The sequence below is a fragment of the Paenibacillus sp. JGP012 genome, from assembly GCF_014203995.1.
Classification (GTDB): domain Bacteria; phylum Bacillota; class Bacilli; order Paenibacillales; family Paenibacillaceae; genus Paenibacillus; species Paenibacillus silvae.
In genome coordinates this window covers 66,454-82,850 of record NZ_JACHKG010000019.1, presented here as the reverse complement: position 1 = coordinate 82,850, position 16,397 = coordinate 66,454, and the positions used below count along the sequence as shown (strand labels likewise).

Below are 16,397 nucleotides of genomic sequence, written 5' to 3'. Positions count from 1 at the left end.
ACAATCATTCACTACAAGTGTATGCAGGACATCCGTCTAGGGTGACAACTATTTTCTATGATTCGTTTGTAGATTGAGGCCGGTCTGATATTGGAGAAGGCGCTTTGTCCTTCTTGGCGATTTTCAGATACATCTCAAGCTCGCGGCACAACTGGAGTATAGCCGATCGCATTTCGAATTCTTCCCTCGTATCCGGCAGATCCATTCGCTTGAATTCCTCCTGCACATCTGCCAGCAATTTCTCCGTCCGTCCAGTGTACGATTCGGTTAATACATCCCGGCTGAGCTGATCAAATAGCTCTGACACCATCTCGGCATGCGGCATCTTCTGATACACCTGGGATACCAGATGCATCATATGCTGGATGGAATCCAGCTGCGTTTTGCGCATATAGAAGTATACACTCCAGCCTTCATTTGGATGAATCACCTGGTTTTCAAGCGAACGCTTGGCCGCTTCAATTCCGCCGAGCACCGCTTTATCTGCCTCAATTAACTCTTTGCCTGCCCACACTTCATCAGGATTACGCAAGGTTGCTGCGAATTCCTGGAAAATCTTCGAGAACAGCTCGTCAATTCGTTTACGTATGCGCAGCATCTGCGGATCGGCGGCTGGCATATATGCCAGATTGACCACCATAGCCGAACCGAGACCAATTAACAGCAGCGCAATCTGAACGAGAATCACATGCAAATCCATCTCCCCGCCGCTAAACACACGGAACACTACGACCGATCCAGTCACTATACCTTCTTTAAAGCCTGCCCGGACGATGACCGGAAACGCTGTTAATATGTATACACCGAGCACCCAATAATGGAAGCCGAGAAAGTGAAAAAGTACACTTGCAAACAAAAGTCCGACCACGGATGCAAAGAAACGTGCGGATATGGTGCGAATACTTCTTTTCCTGGTTACATCTACGCCCAGAATGGCGAGCAAGCCCGCTGACGTTGGTCCTGGCAAGCGGCACCAGTCAGCAATCAGAACAGCCATGAACGCTGCGATTGCAGTTTTAATTACTCTAAAGCCCATTTCTCATTCCATCTCCTCTAAGCTGTAAAAAAGTTTGCGATCCGTGTGTAACCCGTTCTCTATCCGTTATGTTTGTCCAGAGAATACTTACCCTGTTTAATCTAGTTGTAACGACAGCCACATCCGTAGTATGACTCAACCAGTAACAAACTAGACGACGCCAACCGGCATGCACACAACATGCCGGTCACATAATGTGCCCAGAGAAGAAACACTGACATGGCTTTCACGGTGTCAGCACCAGAATCTGCAAACGGTCTGTCAATTCATACCTTGTGCCTGTTTGACACAACGCACATGAATGCTACCAAATATCGTACTTTATTTTGCGTTCGCGGGCAACGTGACACCCCTTGTGAAATTGTATACATATGCTGCTGCAATTAAACTGGTCTTCTCTATCTCGGTTCTCATTGAACCTCTCTATCTCCGCCCGGCCAGCAGCTTCCGCTCTGCATATACAACCAGCTGATACATGGCCGTTGCAACGGCTGCAATAATCAGCAGACTTGATAACACTAGTGTGAAGTTGAACACCTGGAATCCGTATATGATCAAGTATCCCAGTCCCTCTTTGGCTACCAGAAATTCTCCCACAATGACCCCGACCCAGGCCATGCCTACGTTAACCTTCAACGTAGATACAATCGTAGGAAATGAAGCCGGGAACACCACTTTGGCAAAAATCTCGGAGCGCTGCCCGCCAAAGGTGCGAATCACCTTGACATAATTCGGATCAACCTCATTAAAGCTGTTATACACGACCAGCGTTGTAATAATGACCGTAATCGATAACGTGGTCATCACAATCGCTGTAAAACCCGCCCCGAACATCACAATAAAGATCGGACCCAGCGCCACCTTGGGCATACTGTTGAATACAACCATATACGGATCAAGCACTTTGGACAAAAAAGGAGACCACCAGATCAGAACAGCAAGCAGCGTTCCGACAAGAGTCCCCAGTAAAAACCCGACGACCGTTTCACCAACGGTCACCCCGACATGTGCCCATATTTCGCCGCTGGCAACATCCTTGCCAATTTGACCGAAAATTTTGCTTGGATAACTAAAGAGCAGCACATCAATCCAGCGCAATCTGCCAGCCAGCTCCCACAGCAAAAACATGCAGACTAACATCGACAGTTGAACCGCAAGGATATGGTGCCGCCACTTTGCCAGTCTGCGCATATGGTTATGATGAAGCTCTTCCAGCCAGCCCTCACGTGATTCCTGCTGCTGTTGATTCGATTCGTTCTGTCTCACGTATTTTTCTCACCTCCTCCAGACTGAACGAGTTCATCCCAGAGCGATTGAAACAGCTCATTGAAGCCAGCCTGCTCCCTTGCATAAAAGGGCTGCGCCATACGAATGTTCTCCGGCACAACGAACTCGCGCCGGATACGGCCAGGATTACGGTCCAGCACAATAACCCGGTCACTGACCGCAATGGCTTCAGACAGATCGTGCGTAACCAGCACAGACGTTTTGCCGTACTCTCTTAACGTTTCCGATACAAGATCCTCCAGCTGCAGCTTCGTTTGATAATCCAGCGCCGAGAATGGCTCATCCAGCAGCAGAATGGCAGGGTCTGTAGCAAGGGTCCGTACTAGCGCCACCCGCTGCCGCATGCCCCCGGACAATTCCGACGGATACTGCTCTTCCGTCCCGCCTAGCCCCATGCTTGCGAGAAGCTCCCGCGTCCGTTCCCTGCTCTCTGCATTCAGATTTCCCGTCAACTCAAGTCCGATCAGCGCATTATCCAGAATGGTGCGCCATGGGAACAGATAATCCTGCTGTAACATGTAACCGATCCGGGGTGAGGGCCCTTGAACCGGGTTGCCTTCCACTTCAACCTTTCCTTGCGTAGGAAGAAGCAGTCCGGCGATGATGGACAATAACGTTGTTTTGCCACAGCCGCTGGGGCCGACCAGACTGACAAACTCCCCCTGACCGATCCCCAGACTTACATCTTCAATAACCAAAGATGCTTCGCGCTCACTGACATAGACTTGTGATATATTTTCCAGTCGGATCACATTGCCGGAATCAGGCATCACTGCTCACTTCCTTCCCTGAATCCTGAATTCACTCTGGCTTGATCTGCTATCGATCCACCCTGCTTTTCTTCTTTACTTCTTTGCTTCTCCTGACTTCTTGCTTCACCAGCATTACTCAGGGAGTCAGGGATTTCGCCTGTTCTGCAAAGGTCGAATCGACAATGGTATCCGGCTCCACCTTTTGCTTTAATTCACCCGCGGCACTCATGACATCCAGCAGATTGTTCCATTCCTGCTCATCAATAATGGGGTCTGTTGCATACGTGCCCTGTTCCTTGTAACGACTCACGCTGCTGGTCAGAATTGCCGGGTCGATATCTTTGAAAAATGGCTTGATCACTTCCGCAATCTCTTCTGCCGTATGGGAATCTACCCATAATTGGGCCTTGTGAAGGGCATTTGTAAACTTCTGCACAAGATTCTTGTTCTCGTTCAAATAGCTCTGTTTTGTCATAAAAACAGTATAAGGCAGATGTCCGCTTTCCGTGCCGAACGAAGCCACCACCTTGCCCCGGCCTTCCTGTTCAAAGATTGATGCCTGAGGTTCAAACAGCTGTACGTAATCCCCTGTGCCTGAAGCAAAGGCTGACGCGATATTGGCAAAATCCACATTCTGAATCAGCTCCAGATCACGCGACGGGTCAATGCCATGTTTATTCAATACAAACTCTCCCGCCATCTGGGGCATTCCACCCTTGCGTTGTCCAAGAAACACACTTTGCTTTAGTTGCTCCCAATCAAAGTTTTCTTGAGCATTCCGTGCAAACAGAAACGTTCCGTCCGTCTGGGTCAGCTGTGCAAAATTAATGACAGGGTCTTCTGCGCCCTGCTGATACACATAGATGGATGTCTCTGCACCAACGAGCGCAATATCTACCGAACCCGCGAGCAGGGCCGCCATCGTTTTATCTCCGCCAGCCGTAGTTTGTATGTCCACCTCAAGCCCTTCTTCTGCAAAAAAACCTTGAGCCGCGGCAACATATTCCGGTGCGTAAAATACAGAGCGTGTTACTTCACCAATCGTAATCTTGGCTTCGTTCTCTTCCTTATTGCAGCTCGTCAGCGCAACAATGATAATCAGCAGGATCACAATACCCCGGATAAACCATGGCGTATATTTCATCACATGTCCCTCCTTTACTGGTTTAGCCATTTCTCTCTACTATGGATATGCCGAGGCCCAGTAAAAGGTTAAGAACTTGCACGCAAAAAAAAGCAGGCCAACCAGAACGTTTCCGGCGGACCTGCTTTTAGCACATTACAGATTATAAATTTCAGTATATTTGGCTTCCAGATAATCAGCCAGGTAATCGGGGTTCAACTCTTCACCAGTGACAGCCAGAATCAATTCGGAAGGGGTGCGGCTCTTTCCGTATCGATAGATTTTATCCGTCAGCCAGTCTTTGATTGGAATCAGGTTACCCGCAGCAATCAAGCTGTCCAGCTCAGGCATTTCCTTGCGCAGTGTATGCATAATTTGTGCTGCATACATGTTACCGAGAGAATAGGATGCAAAATACCCGAAATCTCCGCCTGACCAGTGAACATCCTGCAGTACACCCTCACCGTCGTTGGTTGGCATAATGCCGAGATATTCGTTATATTTGGCATTCCACGTTTCAGGTAGCTCCTTCACCTCAAGCCCTTCATTAAACAGCATCTTTTCAATCTCATAACGAATAATAATATGCAGATTGTAGGTCAGCTCATCGGCTTCAATTCGAATCAGCGAGCTTTCCACCCGGTTAATTGCACGATAGAAATCCTCCAGCTTTACCTCACTCAGCTGCGGGAAATGCTGCTGCAGGTCTTGATAATAGCGCGTCCAGAACGGCAGACTGCGACCAATCATATTTTCCCATAATCTGGACTGGGACTCATGAATGCCCATTGATGTTCCTTCCGCCAGCAGTGTTCCCGCCAGGCTCTCATCAATATTTTGCTCGTAAAGAGCATGTCCACCTTCATGTAATGAACTGAAAATCGCACTGGTAACATCGTCCTGCAGATAGTTCGTTGTAATGCGGACATCACCCGGATTAAGCCCTGTTGCAAACGGATGTACGCTCTCGTCAAGGCGACCTGCTTCAAAGTCATACCCCATCTGCTCCAGAATGAACAGACTGAATTTCTCCTGCTGCTTCGGATCGAAAATCTGCTGCAGGAACCCCGTTTCCGGCTTGTTCCCGGAAGCATTAATCTTCTCCTGAAGTGGAACGAGACGAGCCTTGAGCCGAGCAAACGCCTCATCCACCTTTTCTACCGTCAGGTCTGGTTCGTACATATCCAGCAGTGTATCATATCTTGTATTTTTCACACCCCAGTAGTCGATAAACTCCTGTTTGAGCTTGACGATTTCCGTGAGGTATGGCGAGAAGCCCGCATAATCACTTTGGTGCTTGGCATCTTCCCAGGCTGTCTCCGATTTGGCTGTAAGCACCGTATACGCCTGTACTTTTTCCGGCGGAACCGACTGACTGCGGTCATATTCCTTTTTGCACTCTTGTACGAGACGACGATCGTGATCTTCAAGCTGCTCCAGCACTTCCGGCTGGGTCAACAGTTCCAGATATGCCTTCATTTCTTCCGAGGTTTGCAGTTTGAAAGCTTCTGTAGAGAGCATGCCTAACGTTTCCGAACGTGTTGGCACGCCTTTTTTCGGCGCACCTGTGCGCAGATCCCAGTGAAGCAAACCGATGGCTTCATGATAACTTTTAATTTTACGGGCCAAAATAAGGAAGGATTGCAGCTGCTGCTGTGTTTGTTTATCCATCGTTAAAGCTCACCTCTTCAAAAAAAAATGTGTACACCCTATTGATGATACTTTTTGCATTGCGTATAATCAACTTTTGACAGAAGCATATTGCATTATTCTTCTAAAAAACGGGGTCGTGGTCTGCGGATTGCGATATCCCAACACTAATCAAGGGCGTGTAGGACAAGCTGCTCATGCAAGTAGCCGTGCTCGTCGTATTGGATAACAGGAGGCAATGGACATGAACAACATTCAAGAGATTTTGCAGCACAACCAAACATTTGTCGAGACTAAAGAATACGAGAAGTATACGGCTAGCAAGTTTCCAACCAAAAAGATGGTCATCATCACTTGTATGGATACCCGTCTGGTCGAGTTGCTGCCCAAAGCCATGAATCTGAAGAATGGCGATGTGAAAATTATTAAAAACGCCGGTGCGATTATCTCTCAGCCTTTCGGCAGTGTTATGCGTTCCGTTCTGGTTGCCATCTATGAACTGGGCGCAGATGAGGTTCTCGTTGTCGGACATACGGAATGTGGCATGGCGTCACTGCATGCGGAAACAATGATTGGTCATATGGAGGAACGTGGTGTTTCCAAGGAAGTCATGTCTACACTGGAAAACTCCGGCATCCGTCTGCAAAAATGGCTGCGCGGGTTTGACAGCGTCGAAGAAGGGGTAAAAGGTACTGTGCAGGTCATCAAGAAACACCCCCTGCTTCCACCGAATGTGCCTGTTCACGGCATGGTTATCGATTCTTACACAGGTAAGCTCGATCTTGTTGCTGACGGGTACGAACAACAGGCATCTCTCTAATAATATTTTGCATTTGCGGGCCCTCGGGTCCGCTCTTTTTTTGTCTAAATTAAGGCAGTTAAGCTGTCAGGTTGTCAAACCATACAGTTTCAGTGTACACTTTTATGAAAGCGGTCAACGAAAGCGAATAAGATGGTTTTCCTTGACCCAGCCCTAATATTAAGGAGACATGTGCATGAACATACTTTCCTACGGATTGCTCGGGCTGCTTACCCGCGAGGAGTCTTCCGGTTATGATCTGATGCTGAAGATTCAGCCGCATTGGCAGGCCAAACACAGCCAGATCTACCCGCTCCTGTCCAAGATGGAAAACGATGAGTTACTCGCCTCCCGCTGGGTACAACAGTCTGACAAACCGGACAAAAAAATGTATGCAGTTACGGACAAAGGCATTCAAAAGTTGTTGGAGTGGATGATCACTCCAGTCACTGCACCCGTGACACGTGATGAATTCAATCTTCGTATTCTCTGTGTTGGTATCGCCGAAGATGGAAGCATGAGACGTATTCTGAATGAGCGCAAAAGCTGGTTTATGGAACGGATACGGTATTTTGAAGATTTGAAATCACGTATACCTCAGGACAACCTTCGCATAGGCAGCCGTGAATTCGGCAGTTACATTCTGGTACAGAAAGGGCTGATGAACGCCCAAACCGGTCTGGAATGGTGTAATTGGGTGACCCAGCTTCTCGATGGTCAGGCGGCCATTCAGGACCCCAGTCCAAGTATTTCAGAAACTTGATTTTAAATTTTGAAACGTTCCAGCAAGTTAATCGTATTACTTGAGTAAGGCCCATATTTGGGTGAAGCAAACAAATTTAATCAGGGGGTTACGATCTATACAATGAAGAAAAAATTTGGAATTAAACATCTGATGATGGTTTTCATGGCGTTTACACTTTTGTTCGCAACCGTTGGTGTTGCCAATCCAGATAGTGCTGATGCAAGACGGGGCGGTGGCGGTTTCAAATCCGGAACAAAAAGTTACACCAATACCCCTAAGAAAGCAGACAATAACGTAAGTCAGTCTAATTCCAGTAACAAGTCCAATACGGGTGCAGCGGCAAATAGCCGTGGCGGATTCTTTGGCGGTGGTGGCGGTTTTATGAAAGGCATGATGCTGGGTGGTCTGGCGGGTATGCTGTTCGGCGGATTGTTTGGCGGCATGGGCGCACTTGGCAACATTCTCGGCTTGCTCGTAAACGTAGCGGCAATTATGCTGATCGTTATGCTGGCTATGGCACTCTTCAGAGCAATCACAAATCGTCGCAAGCCTGCAGCAGATGGTCGCTACGACCGTCGCGATGATCGTGACGATGACCGTAACAGAAACGGACGGTACTAAGCTCTATGGTTCTAAGTATGGATGAGATTGTGAATGCGATCTGCATTCACATGGCAGAGCGTAAAGGCGTACGTCCTACAGATGTAAATGTGGAGTTGAGCTGGGAAGAAGATACGGGATATTCCGCAGAAGTCTGGATTCAAGGCCGCAGTCAGTTTCTGGTCGAGTCCAACATGATTGAAGCGATCCTGCGATACCTGCACAGCGAATACAACATTCGAGCGTACCGTGAAGATGTCACTCTGGATCTCGATGAAGAGATCACAGCGATTGTGAATCAACAATATTAAAAAGGTCAAACATTTGGCCTGATATACGAAATACCGTCTCTCCTCTGTCATCTGACAGAGATGGAGACGGTATTTTTGTTATGATATCTATACAAGTTGAACTAAAGATTTTACACAGTCCACTCCAAGGACAGAACAACCTTCCCATCGCTTTTTCAGGTTTTTTCTGTCCTCTCCGTTTACGTGTAAATGAATAGTTCAATTTATCTAGGCTTGAAGTTTAACCAGGCTGTAGTTCTTTTTACCTTTGCGGATAATAATGAACTTGCCACCGATCGCATGCTCTGCAGACACTGTAAAATCAAGCTCGGTAATTTTCTCACCGTTCATGGAGATTGCGCCTTTGGTCACATCCTCACGGGCTTGGCGTTTGGACGGCTCCAGACCCAGCTCCACCAGCCAATCGACGATATTTTTAGGCTCGCCGTCCGTTTCATAGGTTGGCATCTCCTTGAAGCCCTGCTCGATCTCATCCGCTGTCAGGGAACGAATATCACCGCTGAACAGAGCAGCTGTAATACGTTTCGCCTGCTCCAGCATCTCTTCACCATGAACAAACCTGGTCATTTCCTCGGCCAGTGCCTTCTGTGCTTCACGTTTATGCGGTTCTGTCTCCACCTTCTCAGCCAAAGCCTCAATCTCTTCTTTACTCAGGAAGGTGAAGTATTTCAAGTATTTGATGACATCCCGGTCATCCGTATTTGCCCAGAACTGATAGAACTCAAACGGTGTTGTTTTGTTCGGATCAAGCCAGATCGCGCCGCCAGCTGTTTTACCAAACTTCGTACCGTCTGACTTCAGCATCAGCGGGATGGTTAATCCGAAAGCTTTAGCCTCTGGCCCTTCTTTTTTGCGAATCAGATCCAGACCGCTGGTGATGTTGCCCCACTGATCCGACCCACCGATCTGCAGCTGTACATCCTCCGTCTGGAACAGGTGCAGATAATCCAGGGACTGCAGGATCTGGTAGGAGAATTCCGTAAACGAGATTCCACCTTCGAGACGACTCGCCACCACATCTTTGGCAAGCATTGTATTCAGGTTAAAGTTTTTACCGTAATCACGCAGGAACTCAATGATGTTAATTTTGTGAGTCCAGTCATAGTTGTTCACCATGCGAACCTGATTGTCACCTTCGGTCATAAACAGCTTTTTCATCTGTGCAGTCAGCGCGTCCACATTGGCCTGCACCTGTTCCAGCGTCTGCAAGGAACGCTCGGACTGACGACCACTTGGATCACCAATCGTACCTGTTGCACCACCGATCAGAATCACCGGACGGTGACCCGCCAGCTGGAAGCGTTTCAGCATCATAAACGGAATCAAGTGTCCGATATGCATACTGTCACCTGTCGGGTCTACACCGCAGTACAGGGAGATCGATTTCGTCTCTGTCAGTTCGCGCAGCCCTTCTGCGTCCGTTTGCTGGTTAATGGCATCGCGCCACTGTAGTTCGTCAATAATGTTCATTCAAATAACCCCTTTTCATCTTAAAATGTAACCATGACCTACGTTCTACATAAATTGAACTGAAGATTTTACACCGTCCACTTCGATGACAGAATAACCTTCCAATCGCTGTTATCCCCAGATTTTTTGATCCCTTTTCCAAAGGGGGAAATCCGGTGATAAGCGTATGCTTCCGATGCAGCTTTCTTTCAGAGAGCTTTCAGGCGAACGCTTCGCTTTTTCAGGTTTTTTCTGTCCTCTCCGTTAAAGTGTAAATAGTTCAATTTATATAGTGCAGAAACTGACATTGCAACGGCATTTTTGAACACAAAAAAATCGTCGCCTTGTCTTCATAGACACAGGGACGATTAGAATAACCGTGGTACCACCCAAATTGCATGGATCACCTCTCTGAACGTTCATACGCTCAAATACTGTAATCCATACCACTTTCAGCAATGTATCGTTTGCTCATCCGCTTGGCATTACCCAAGTACTCCAGAGTGTAATTCGCAGCCCTTGTATGTATCAGGTTCCATCAACCCCTGACTTTCTGTAACAGGGACAAAGCCGCTACTGCGCTCTATCAACGTAATTCATGTATTTAATTATAGCCAGTATAGCGGAACATTATGGGCAATGCAAGCGTAAGTATTCCGATTACCCAATGCACAATAAAAATAAAAAGTTCTATTCCATATAAAAAGACGTTGTCATAATAGACAATATTCAGCCAGTCCAATGAATTATAACCCGATCCGAAGCTGGTCATGATAATAAGCATAAGCCTTCTCTGCCGCGTGGTCCTCGTTATCCCACAGCTGCTGATCCAGCTCATCCAGAAGCTGCTCTTGTTCAGCTCCAAGATATCGCGGAATGTCCCATAGTGCAGTCAGCCTGTCATCATCGGCCAAAGTCTCAAAACAAGCATATTGCTCTTGAATATTGCTTAGCACCTGATGAGCACCAATCGTATGCAGTGCCCGGCAAGCGAACTGATATGCCTCTTCTCCCCAGTTGCAGAAAAACTGCATGAACCCGCCATTATAGACATCAGCCTCAAGCAGCCACAAGGCCGCAATATCCTGTTCATGCACAGAAAGAGAGGCCCAGCCGCCTTCAGAGCTGTTCTTTTTCTCCACAAAAGACATTGCATAGTCATACCATACATCTTGAATATCCTGCTCACTCATGCCGTTGCTCTCCCTTCTTCCTGGGCTGATAACTTTCCAGTTCGTGCCGTTTGCCGCCAAGATGCCATGAGAGATACGGATCACCGATGTTTTCAAAAGCCGCTCGAACGTTGTTTTCGATTTCCTGCCACACTTCACTTGTGTAGTCAAGATGTGTATGCACATTATCGACGCCATATTCCTTGAGCAGATTGACATGTGCAGCTGTGAAAATCATATCCTCCAGCAGCCAGTATAACACCTCTTCTGTCTGCTTCAACTTTCTAGTCAACGAAGGTACGCCTCGTTCATAGATCGTAACGATATAATTGTCATCTTCAATCTCGACGTAAGGAACACCTTCCCATTTAAATGATTCACCCAAGCGGTTCACATAACTCTCCATCTGTTCCCTTGGATACACCGTCCGCGATAACAAAGAAAGGAGATCTTCTACGAGTTCCTGTATACTTAGAATTTTGGATATGAGGGCCACCTACCTTCTCTGCTTTCTTCTGACACATTCTAATGAAAAAGCTGCCCTGCGGCAGCTTTCTCCCTTTTGTAGTTTACATCGTACCTGTCAGGTCCCGCAGAACGTCTTATACGCAGGATCACATGACACAGGCTTGGCAGCAAATTGCTCCTGTTCTGGCGTATATGCATACGGCTGCTGGAGAATATCCAGCAAAGGCTGAAGCATCGTGTAGTCTCCATCCTGCTCCGCTCGTTCCAGCACCTCTTCTACTCGATCATTCCGTGGAATAACGGCAGGATTGCTCCGTTTCATTAGCTGCATCACCGCATCAGCAGATTCTGATTGTCTGCCTAACCTGGCTTGCCAACGCTCGTACCAGACATTCGAATCCGAATGCGTGCTCAGTGCCGAGCTTTCCCATCCGTTCAGTGTCAACGCTACAAAAGTATTCGTGTAATCCGCAGCATGCTTTTCCATCAACTCCAGCAGGTCTTTCACCAGCACTTCATCTTCTGTTTCTTCGGAAAACAGTCCCAGCTTGCCACGCATTCCCGTTAACCAATATTGATGATACAACTCCGAGAACTGTGCAATAGCATCCTGGGCGATCTGTACAGCCTCATCTTCATCATCATGCAGCAGCGGCAGCAGAGTTTCTGCAAAACGCGCCAGATTCCAGCCTGCAATATATGGCTGATTCCCATAAGCATAACGCCCCTGTGTATCAATGGAGCTAAAAACCGTTGCAGGATTATACGTATCCATAAAAGCGCAGGGTCCGTAGTCAATCGTCTCTCCGCTGATGGCCATGTTATCCGTGTTCATGACACCATGAATGAAGCCTACACACTGCCATTTCGAAACAAGCTGCGCCTGAAGCCGGATCACTTCCTGAAGCAACCTCAGGTAACGCTGCTCGTTATGTTCAATCTGTGGAAAATGTCGCTGCAGCGTATAGTTTGCCAACGCACGCAAATCCGCTACCTCCCCCCACCTTGCAGCATACTGGAATGTAGCTACACGGATGTGACTCGCCGCAACCCGGGTGAGAATAGCGCCTGGCCGCTCGGTTTCACGATAAATGCTTTCTCCCGTAGACACCACAGCCAGACTCCGTGTTGTCGGGATTCCCAGTCCGTGCATTGCTTCACTGATAATATATTCACGAAGCATGGGGCCAACAGCGGCACGTCCGTCTCCTCCGCGAGAGTAAGGTGTTCGTCCCGATCCTTTTAGCTGAATATCCAACTTGTCTCCTTGCGGGGTAATCTGCTCACCCAGCAGGAGCGCACGTCCATCTCCAAGCATATTAAAATTGCCAAATTGATGGCCTGCGTAAGCCTGTGCCAGAGGCCTTGCACCATTGGGCAATGTATTGCCTGAGAAAATCGCTGCACCTTCAGCATTTTCCAGTGCATCTGCCTGTAATCCAAGGCTGGCGGCCAGTGTTTTATTCAATATGATCAATTCAGGCGACTGGACAGGTACTGCATTTTGGCTTGTATAGAAGGCTTGCGGCAGCTCAGCATAGCTGTGCTCCAGATTCCAGCCTGCTTCTACAGCTTTCTTTTTCATGGGTCACACTCCTCCTTCATAACAAAGGGTTCCTTTGTTTATCTTCGTGTAGCCTTTGTGAACCCATGCTCATTTATGTAGTCGCATGGACATTTCAAGGTTTTGATTTCATATCTGACAAGCAGACTCTTGCTGGCCTTCGTCTTCTCTTTCGTTTACCTTGAAGGAATCGGATAATCCATAACGATCACATTATCGACCCAATCGTTCAGGGAAGCAACAAACGCCTGGTGTGCAGGATGCGGACCATATGCGCGTAACGCTTCCTGATCTTCAAATGTCACTCTTAACCCCAATGTAAAACCTTGAATCTTATCCGTCTCTTCGGTGATGTTCACTCCGGCAGTCAGATCAATAATTCCAGGAATCTGATCCTGAAGCGCAAGCAATTGCGATACAAACTCCTGCTGCTTGGCAGGGGTAATCTTGTCATTAAACTTGAAAACGACCAAGTGTTCAAACATCCAGTTCCAGCTCCTTAGAAGACAATTTCACATCTAGACCTGTCTCCATCATTTTAAATTAAACCTGTTTCGAACTCAAATGAATTCCCTCATCCCGCCATTTCGGTATAATAAGCAATATCGTTCAAGAAAGCGGACTTGCATGCACGTTATACTAACGACAACTTACCAGAAAGAAGGTGCATCATGAATCGCGAAGTTCGAACTGTCGTCTATGATACAGATTTGAAGCTGGAGGCTTATCAATTTGAGGGCATCATGCAGAAGTTCCCGAATCATTTTCACGACTATTATGTGATCGGATTTATTGAAGAGGGCAAACGGCATCTGGTCTGCAACAATGAAGAATATATACTAAACAGCGGGGATATGATCGTTTTTAATCCACATGACCCGCATGCCTGCGAGCAGGTAGATGGGCGCAAGCTGGATTACCGATGTATTAATATTCAGCCTGAGGTAATGCAGGAGTATGTGTGTGAAATTACAGGACAAGCGTATTTACCACACTTCACCGCCCCTGTTCTCTACCAAAGTGAGCTTGTGCCTTCGCTGCATGAACTGCATCAGATTATTCTTGACGAGCAGTCTGATTTCTGTAAAGAGGAGCTGCTGCTCCTGCTTCTGGATCAGATGCTCAAGGAATGCTGTAATCCCGGGCCGCCCGAACCTGCCCAGCATGTTACTTTTGAGATCAGACAACTGTGCAGTTATATTGAATCCCGTTACGCTGAAAACATCACCTTGAACGAACTATCCGAGATTTCAGGCATCAGTAAATACCATCTGCTGCGCCTGTTCACTCGTCAAAAAGGGATATCCCCCTACCGCTATCTGGAGACCATTCGCATTAATCAAGCCAAACGCCTGCTGGAGCAGGGTTTGCAGCCTATTGATGTTGCTGTACAGACAGGTTTCAGCGATCAGAGCCATTTCACTAACTTTTTCAAAAAACTGATCGGTTTAACCCCCAAACAGTACTGTCGCATTTTCAATCACGGTTCAGAATCAGTTCGCTTGCAGGAGAGTATCCAATGACTTCAATACGTCATCAGAGCCATAGGTCTACCGGACATCTTCTTGCTTTGTTTACCATCCTGATCTGGGGAACAACCTTCGTTTCGACTAAAGTGTTATTGGTGGATTTCACACCGATCGAAATTTTGCTGTTTCGTTTCCTGATCGGGTATGTCATCTTATGCATTATCTATCCGCGATTTCAGTGGATCGTATCTATTCGGGACGAAGCGTTATACATCTGTGCAGGCTTATGTGGCGTAACCTTATACTTTCTTATTGAAAATCTTGCCCTGGTGTATACAACAGCTTCCAATGCAGGCATCATCGTATCTGTCGCTCCGTTCTTCACCGCTGTATTTGCCCATTTCTTCCTGGATGGAGAAAAGATAACCCGCCGCTTCCTGGCCGGATTCGCCATAGCGATATGTGGCATCATACTTGTTACATTCAGCGGCAGTTATATGTTACAGCTAAACCCTGTGGGAGATTTGCTTGCCTTCATTGCTCCTGTGGTATGGGCCATTTACTCTGTGCTGATGCGTAAAATCAGTTCACGCAAGGTTCATATGATTGGAGCAACACGCAAAGTTTTTTTCTACGGCCTGCTCTTCATGCTGCCAGCGCTGTTTCTGTTTGATTTTGAACTGAACCTTGCCCGGTTCTATCACATCTCAAACATTTCCAATCTGCTCTTCCTTGGCGCAGGCGCTTCTGCTCTGTGCTTTGTGACCTGGAATCAAGCTGTGAAGCTGCTTGGAGCGATCCACACCAGCGTGTATATCTATGTTGTGCCAGTAGTTACGGTGGTGTCCTCCGCTCTTATTCTTCATGAACGATTGACATGGGTGAGTATTCTGGGCGCATCCCTTACGCTCTACGGTTCTTATGTTTCAGAGAGCACTTCGGGAAAAAACAAAAAGAATTTTATTTTATCCAAATTACACCGCAACGCTTGATTCACTCCTGTCGTAAACATACGTAAAAACGTGTGTTAAAAAAATGAAAGACACGCCCCTTTCAATGGGTTCGTGTCTTATTGTCTTATTGTCAGCCCCCGCAGCCTTGTGCGAACGATTCTGACATCTCTACCGCGTTGAATAAACGCTTATTCGATTATTCCTCATACCCGGGATCATTTAAACGAGACATTAACAGCTCGAGCTCCTGCTTCTGCAAGTGTCTCCATTCTCCCCGTTTTAACTGCTCATCCAACGTAATGTTCATAATGCGAACCCGCTCCAGCTTCAGCACCCTGTATCCAAGTGCCTTACACATTCGGCGAATTTGCAAATTCAATCCCTGTGTCAAAATGATGCGAAAAACCTGCTCGCTCTGCCTCTGTACTTCACAAGGCTTGGTCACCACGTTTAAAATCTCCACACCCGCTGACATCTGCTGTACAAATGAATCCGAGATGGGCTTGTCTACAGTGACGATATACTCTTTTTCATGATTATGCTCTGAGCGCATCATCTTGTTCACAATATCTCCATCATTGGTCAGCAGAATCAACCCCTCCGACGCTTTATCCAGACGGCCAACCGCAAATATGCGTGCAGGGTAGTTGACGTATTGAATGATATTGCCTTCAACATGTTCAGCAGCAGTGCAGACGATGCCAACGGGTTTGTTCAACAGGATATACACGGCTTCCGGATTTCGCTGTGGGATGCTCTCACCATCCATAAGCACAACGTCTCCAGGCTGCACCGTATCTCCCTTTACACATACCTTGCCGTTAATCGTAATCCTGCCAGCTGCAATTCTCCTTGTGGTCTCCCTCCGAGAGCAGTATCCCGTCTCACTTATGTATTTGTTGATTAACATCGTTCACCGCATTTCTTCGTTTAACTCCATGATATTTCATCATTCATCATCGTCATCGTCCAGAAACCAAACTCCATCTTCTCATGGATTGGCTCGTGAAGCAAATGCG

At 47.3% G+C, this 16,397-nt stretch carries 17 protein-coding genes and 1 other annotated feature; of the genes, 6 read left to right on the top strand and 11 right to left on the bottom strand.

The features are described from left to right. Positions 1-55: 55 nt before the first annotated feature. The 5 genes from HNR77_RS20690 to HNR77_RS20670 form a co-directional block, all read right to left on the bottom strand. Positions 56-1,036, bottom strand: a complete 981-nt coding sequence (locus HNR77_RS20690; RefSeq protein ID WP_184188542.1) for an aromatic acid exporter family protein — start codon at positions 1,034-1,036, stop codon at positions 56-58. Between the two features lie 423 nt (positions 1,037-1,459). Continuing rightward, positions 1,460-2,227: an ABC transporter permease gene (locus tag HNR77_RS20685; RefSeq protein WP_260410740.1), complete on the bottom strand. Its 768-nt coding sequence runs from the start codon at positions 2,225-2,227 to the stop codon at positions 1,460-1,462. 71 nt (positions 2,228-2,298) lie between these two features. Beyond that, positions 2,299-3,093, bottom strand: a complete 795-nt coding sequence (locus tag HNR77_RS20680) for an ABC transporter ATP-binding protein (protein ID WP_184188536.1) — start codon at positions 3,091-3,093, stop codon at positions 2,299-2,301. Between the two features lie 118 nt (positions 3,094-3,211). After that, positions 3,212-4,219: an ABC transporter substrate-binding protein gene (locus tag HNR77_RS20675; protein WP_184188534.1), complete on the bottom strand. Its 1,008-nt coding sequence runs from the start codon at positions 4,217-4,219 to the stop codon at positions 3,212-3,214. A 135-nt stretch (positions 4,220-4,354) separates the two neighbouring features. Then, on the bottom strand, positions 4,355-5,869 hold the full coding sequence (locus HNR77_RS20670; protein ID WP_184188532.1) for a carboxypeptidase M32: 1,515 nt from the start codon (positions 5,867-5,869) through the stop codon (positions 4,355-4,357). Between the two features lie 223 nt (positions 5,870-6,092). Here HNR77_RS20670 and HNR77_RS20665 point away from each other — a divergent pair, with 223 nt between their 5' ends. From HNR77_RS20665 to HNR77_RS20650, 4 genes are all read left to right on the top strand, one after another. Next, positions 6,093-6,668: a beta-class carbonic anhydrase gene (locus tag HNR77_RS20665; protein WP_184188529.1), complete on the top strand. Its 576-nt coding sequence runs from the start codon at positions 6,093-6,095 to the stop codon at positions 6,666-6,668. A gap of 175 nt (positions 6,669-6,843) precedes the next feature. Next, the gene (locus tag HNR77_RS20660; RefSeq protein ID WP_184188526.1) at positions 6,844-7,410 is read left to right on the top strand and encodes a PadR family transcriptional regulator; all 567 of its coding nucleotides are present in this window, start codon (positions 6,844-6,846) and stop codon (positions 7,408-7,410) included. Between the two features lie 102 nt (positions 7,411-7,512). Then, positions 7,513-8,013, top strand: coding sequence for a hypothetical protein (locus HNR77_RS20655; RefSeq protein WP_184188524.1), 501 nt, complete (start codon positions 7,513-7,515; stop codon positions 8,011-8,013). Between the two features lie 5 nt (positions 8,014-8,018). Next, the gene (locus tag HNR77_RS20650) at positions 8,019-8,303 is read left to right on the top strand and encodes a YxcD family protein (RefSeq protein WP_111273688.1); all 285 of its coding nucleotides are present in this window, start codon (positions 8,019-8,021) and stop codon (positions 8,301-8,303) included. A 207-nt stretch (positions 8,304-8,510) separates the two neighbouring features. On the opposite strand, the gene tyrS is transcribed toward HNR77_RS20650, so the two are convergent. The 5 genes from tyrS to HNR77_RS20625 form a co-directional block, all read right to left on the bottom strand. Further along, positions 8,511-9,773, bottom strand: coding sequence for a tyrosine--tRNA ligase (tyrS, locus tag HNR77_RS20645; RefSeq protein WP_184188521.1), 1,263 nt, complete (start codon positions 9,771-9,773; stop codon positions 8,511-8,513). Positions 9,774-10,109: 336 nt separating this feature from the next. Then, positions 10,110-10,351 (bottom strand) — a binding site (T-box leader). 147 nt (positions 10,352-10,498) lie between these two features. Then, positions 10,499-10,945 carry a DMP19 family protein gene (locus tag HNR77_RS20640; RefSeq protein ID WP_184188519.1) on the bottom strand — a complete coding sequence of 149 codons (447 nt, stop codon included), beginning with the start codon at positions 10,943-10,945 and terminating at the stop codon, positions 10,499-10,501. After that, a complete protein-coding gene (locus HNR77_RS20635; RefSeq protein ID WP_184188516.1) occupies positions 10,938-11,363 on the bottom strand; it encodes an Imm63 family immunity protein in 426 nt (141 codons plus the stop codon). Before HNR77_RS20635 ends, HNR77_RS20640 begins: the two co-directional genes overlap by 8 nt. A 144-nt stretch (positions 11,364-11,507) precedes the next feature. Continuing rightward, positions 11,508-12,977, bottom strand: a complete 1,470-nt coding sequence (locus tag HNR77_RS20630; RefSeq protein ID WP_184188513.1) for a protein adenylyltransferase SelO — start codon at positions 12,975-12,977, stop codon at positions 11,508-11,510. A gap of 155 nt (positions 12,978-13,132) precedes the next feature. Beyond that, the gene (locus tag HNR77_RS20625; protein WP_184188510.1) at positions 13,133-13,441 is read right to left on the bottom strand and encodes a Dabb family protein; all 309 of its coding nucleotides are present in this window, start codon (positions 13,439-13,441) and stop codon (positions 13,133-13,135) included. A 186-nt stretch (positions 13,442-13,627) separates the two neighbouring features. Here HNR77_RS20625 and HNR77_RS20620 point away from each other — a divergent pair, with 186 nt between their 5' ends. Both HNR77_RS20620 and HNR77_RS20615 read left to right on the top strand, forming a co-directional pair. Next, positions 13,628-14,479, top strand: coding sequence for an AraC family ligand binding domain-containing protein (locus tag HNR77_RS20620; RefSeq protein WP_184188507.1), 852 nt, complete (start codon positions 13,628-13,630; stop codon positions 14,477-14,479). Beyond that, on the top strand, positions 14,476-15,417 hold the full coding sequence (locus tag HNR77_RS20615) for a DMT family transporter (protein WP_184188504.1): 942 nt from the start codon (positions 14,476-14,478) through the stop codon (positions 15,415-15,417). Before HNR77_RS20620 ends, HNR77_RS20615 begins: the two co-directional genes overlap by 4 nt. Before the next feature lie 157 nt (positions 15,418-15,574). On the opposite strand, the gene HNR77_RS20610 is transcribed toward HNR77_RS20615, so the two are convergent. After that, on the bottom strand, positions 15,575-16,288 hold the full coding sequence (locus HNR77_RS20610; RefSeq protein WP_184188502.1) for a pseudouridine synthase: 714 nt from the start codon (positions 16,286-16,288) through the stop codon (positions 15,575-15,577). Positions 16,289-16,397 lie beyond the last annotated feature (109 nt).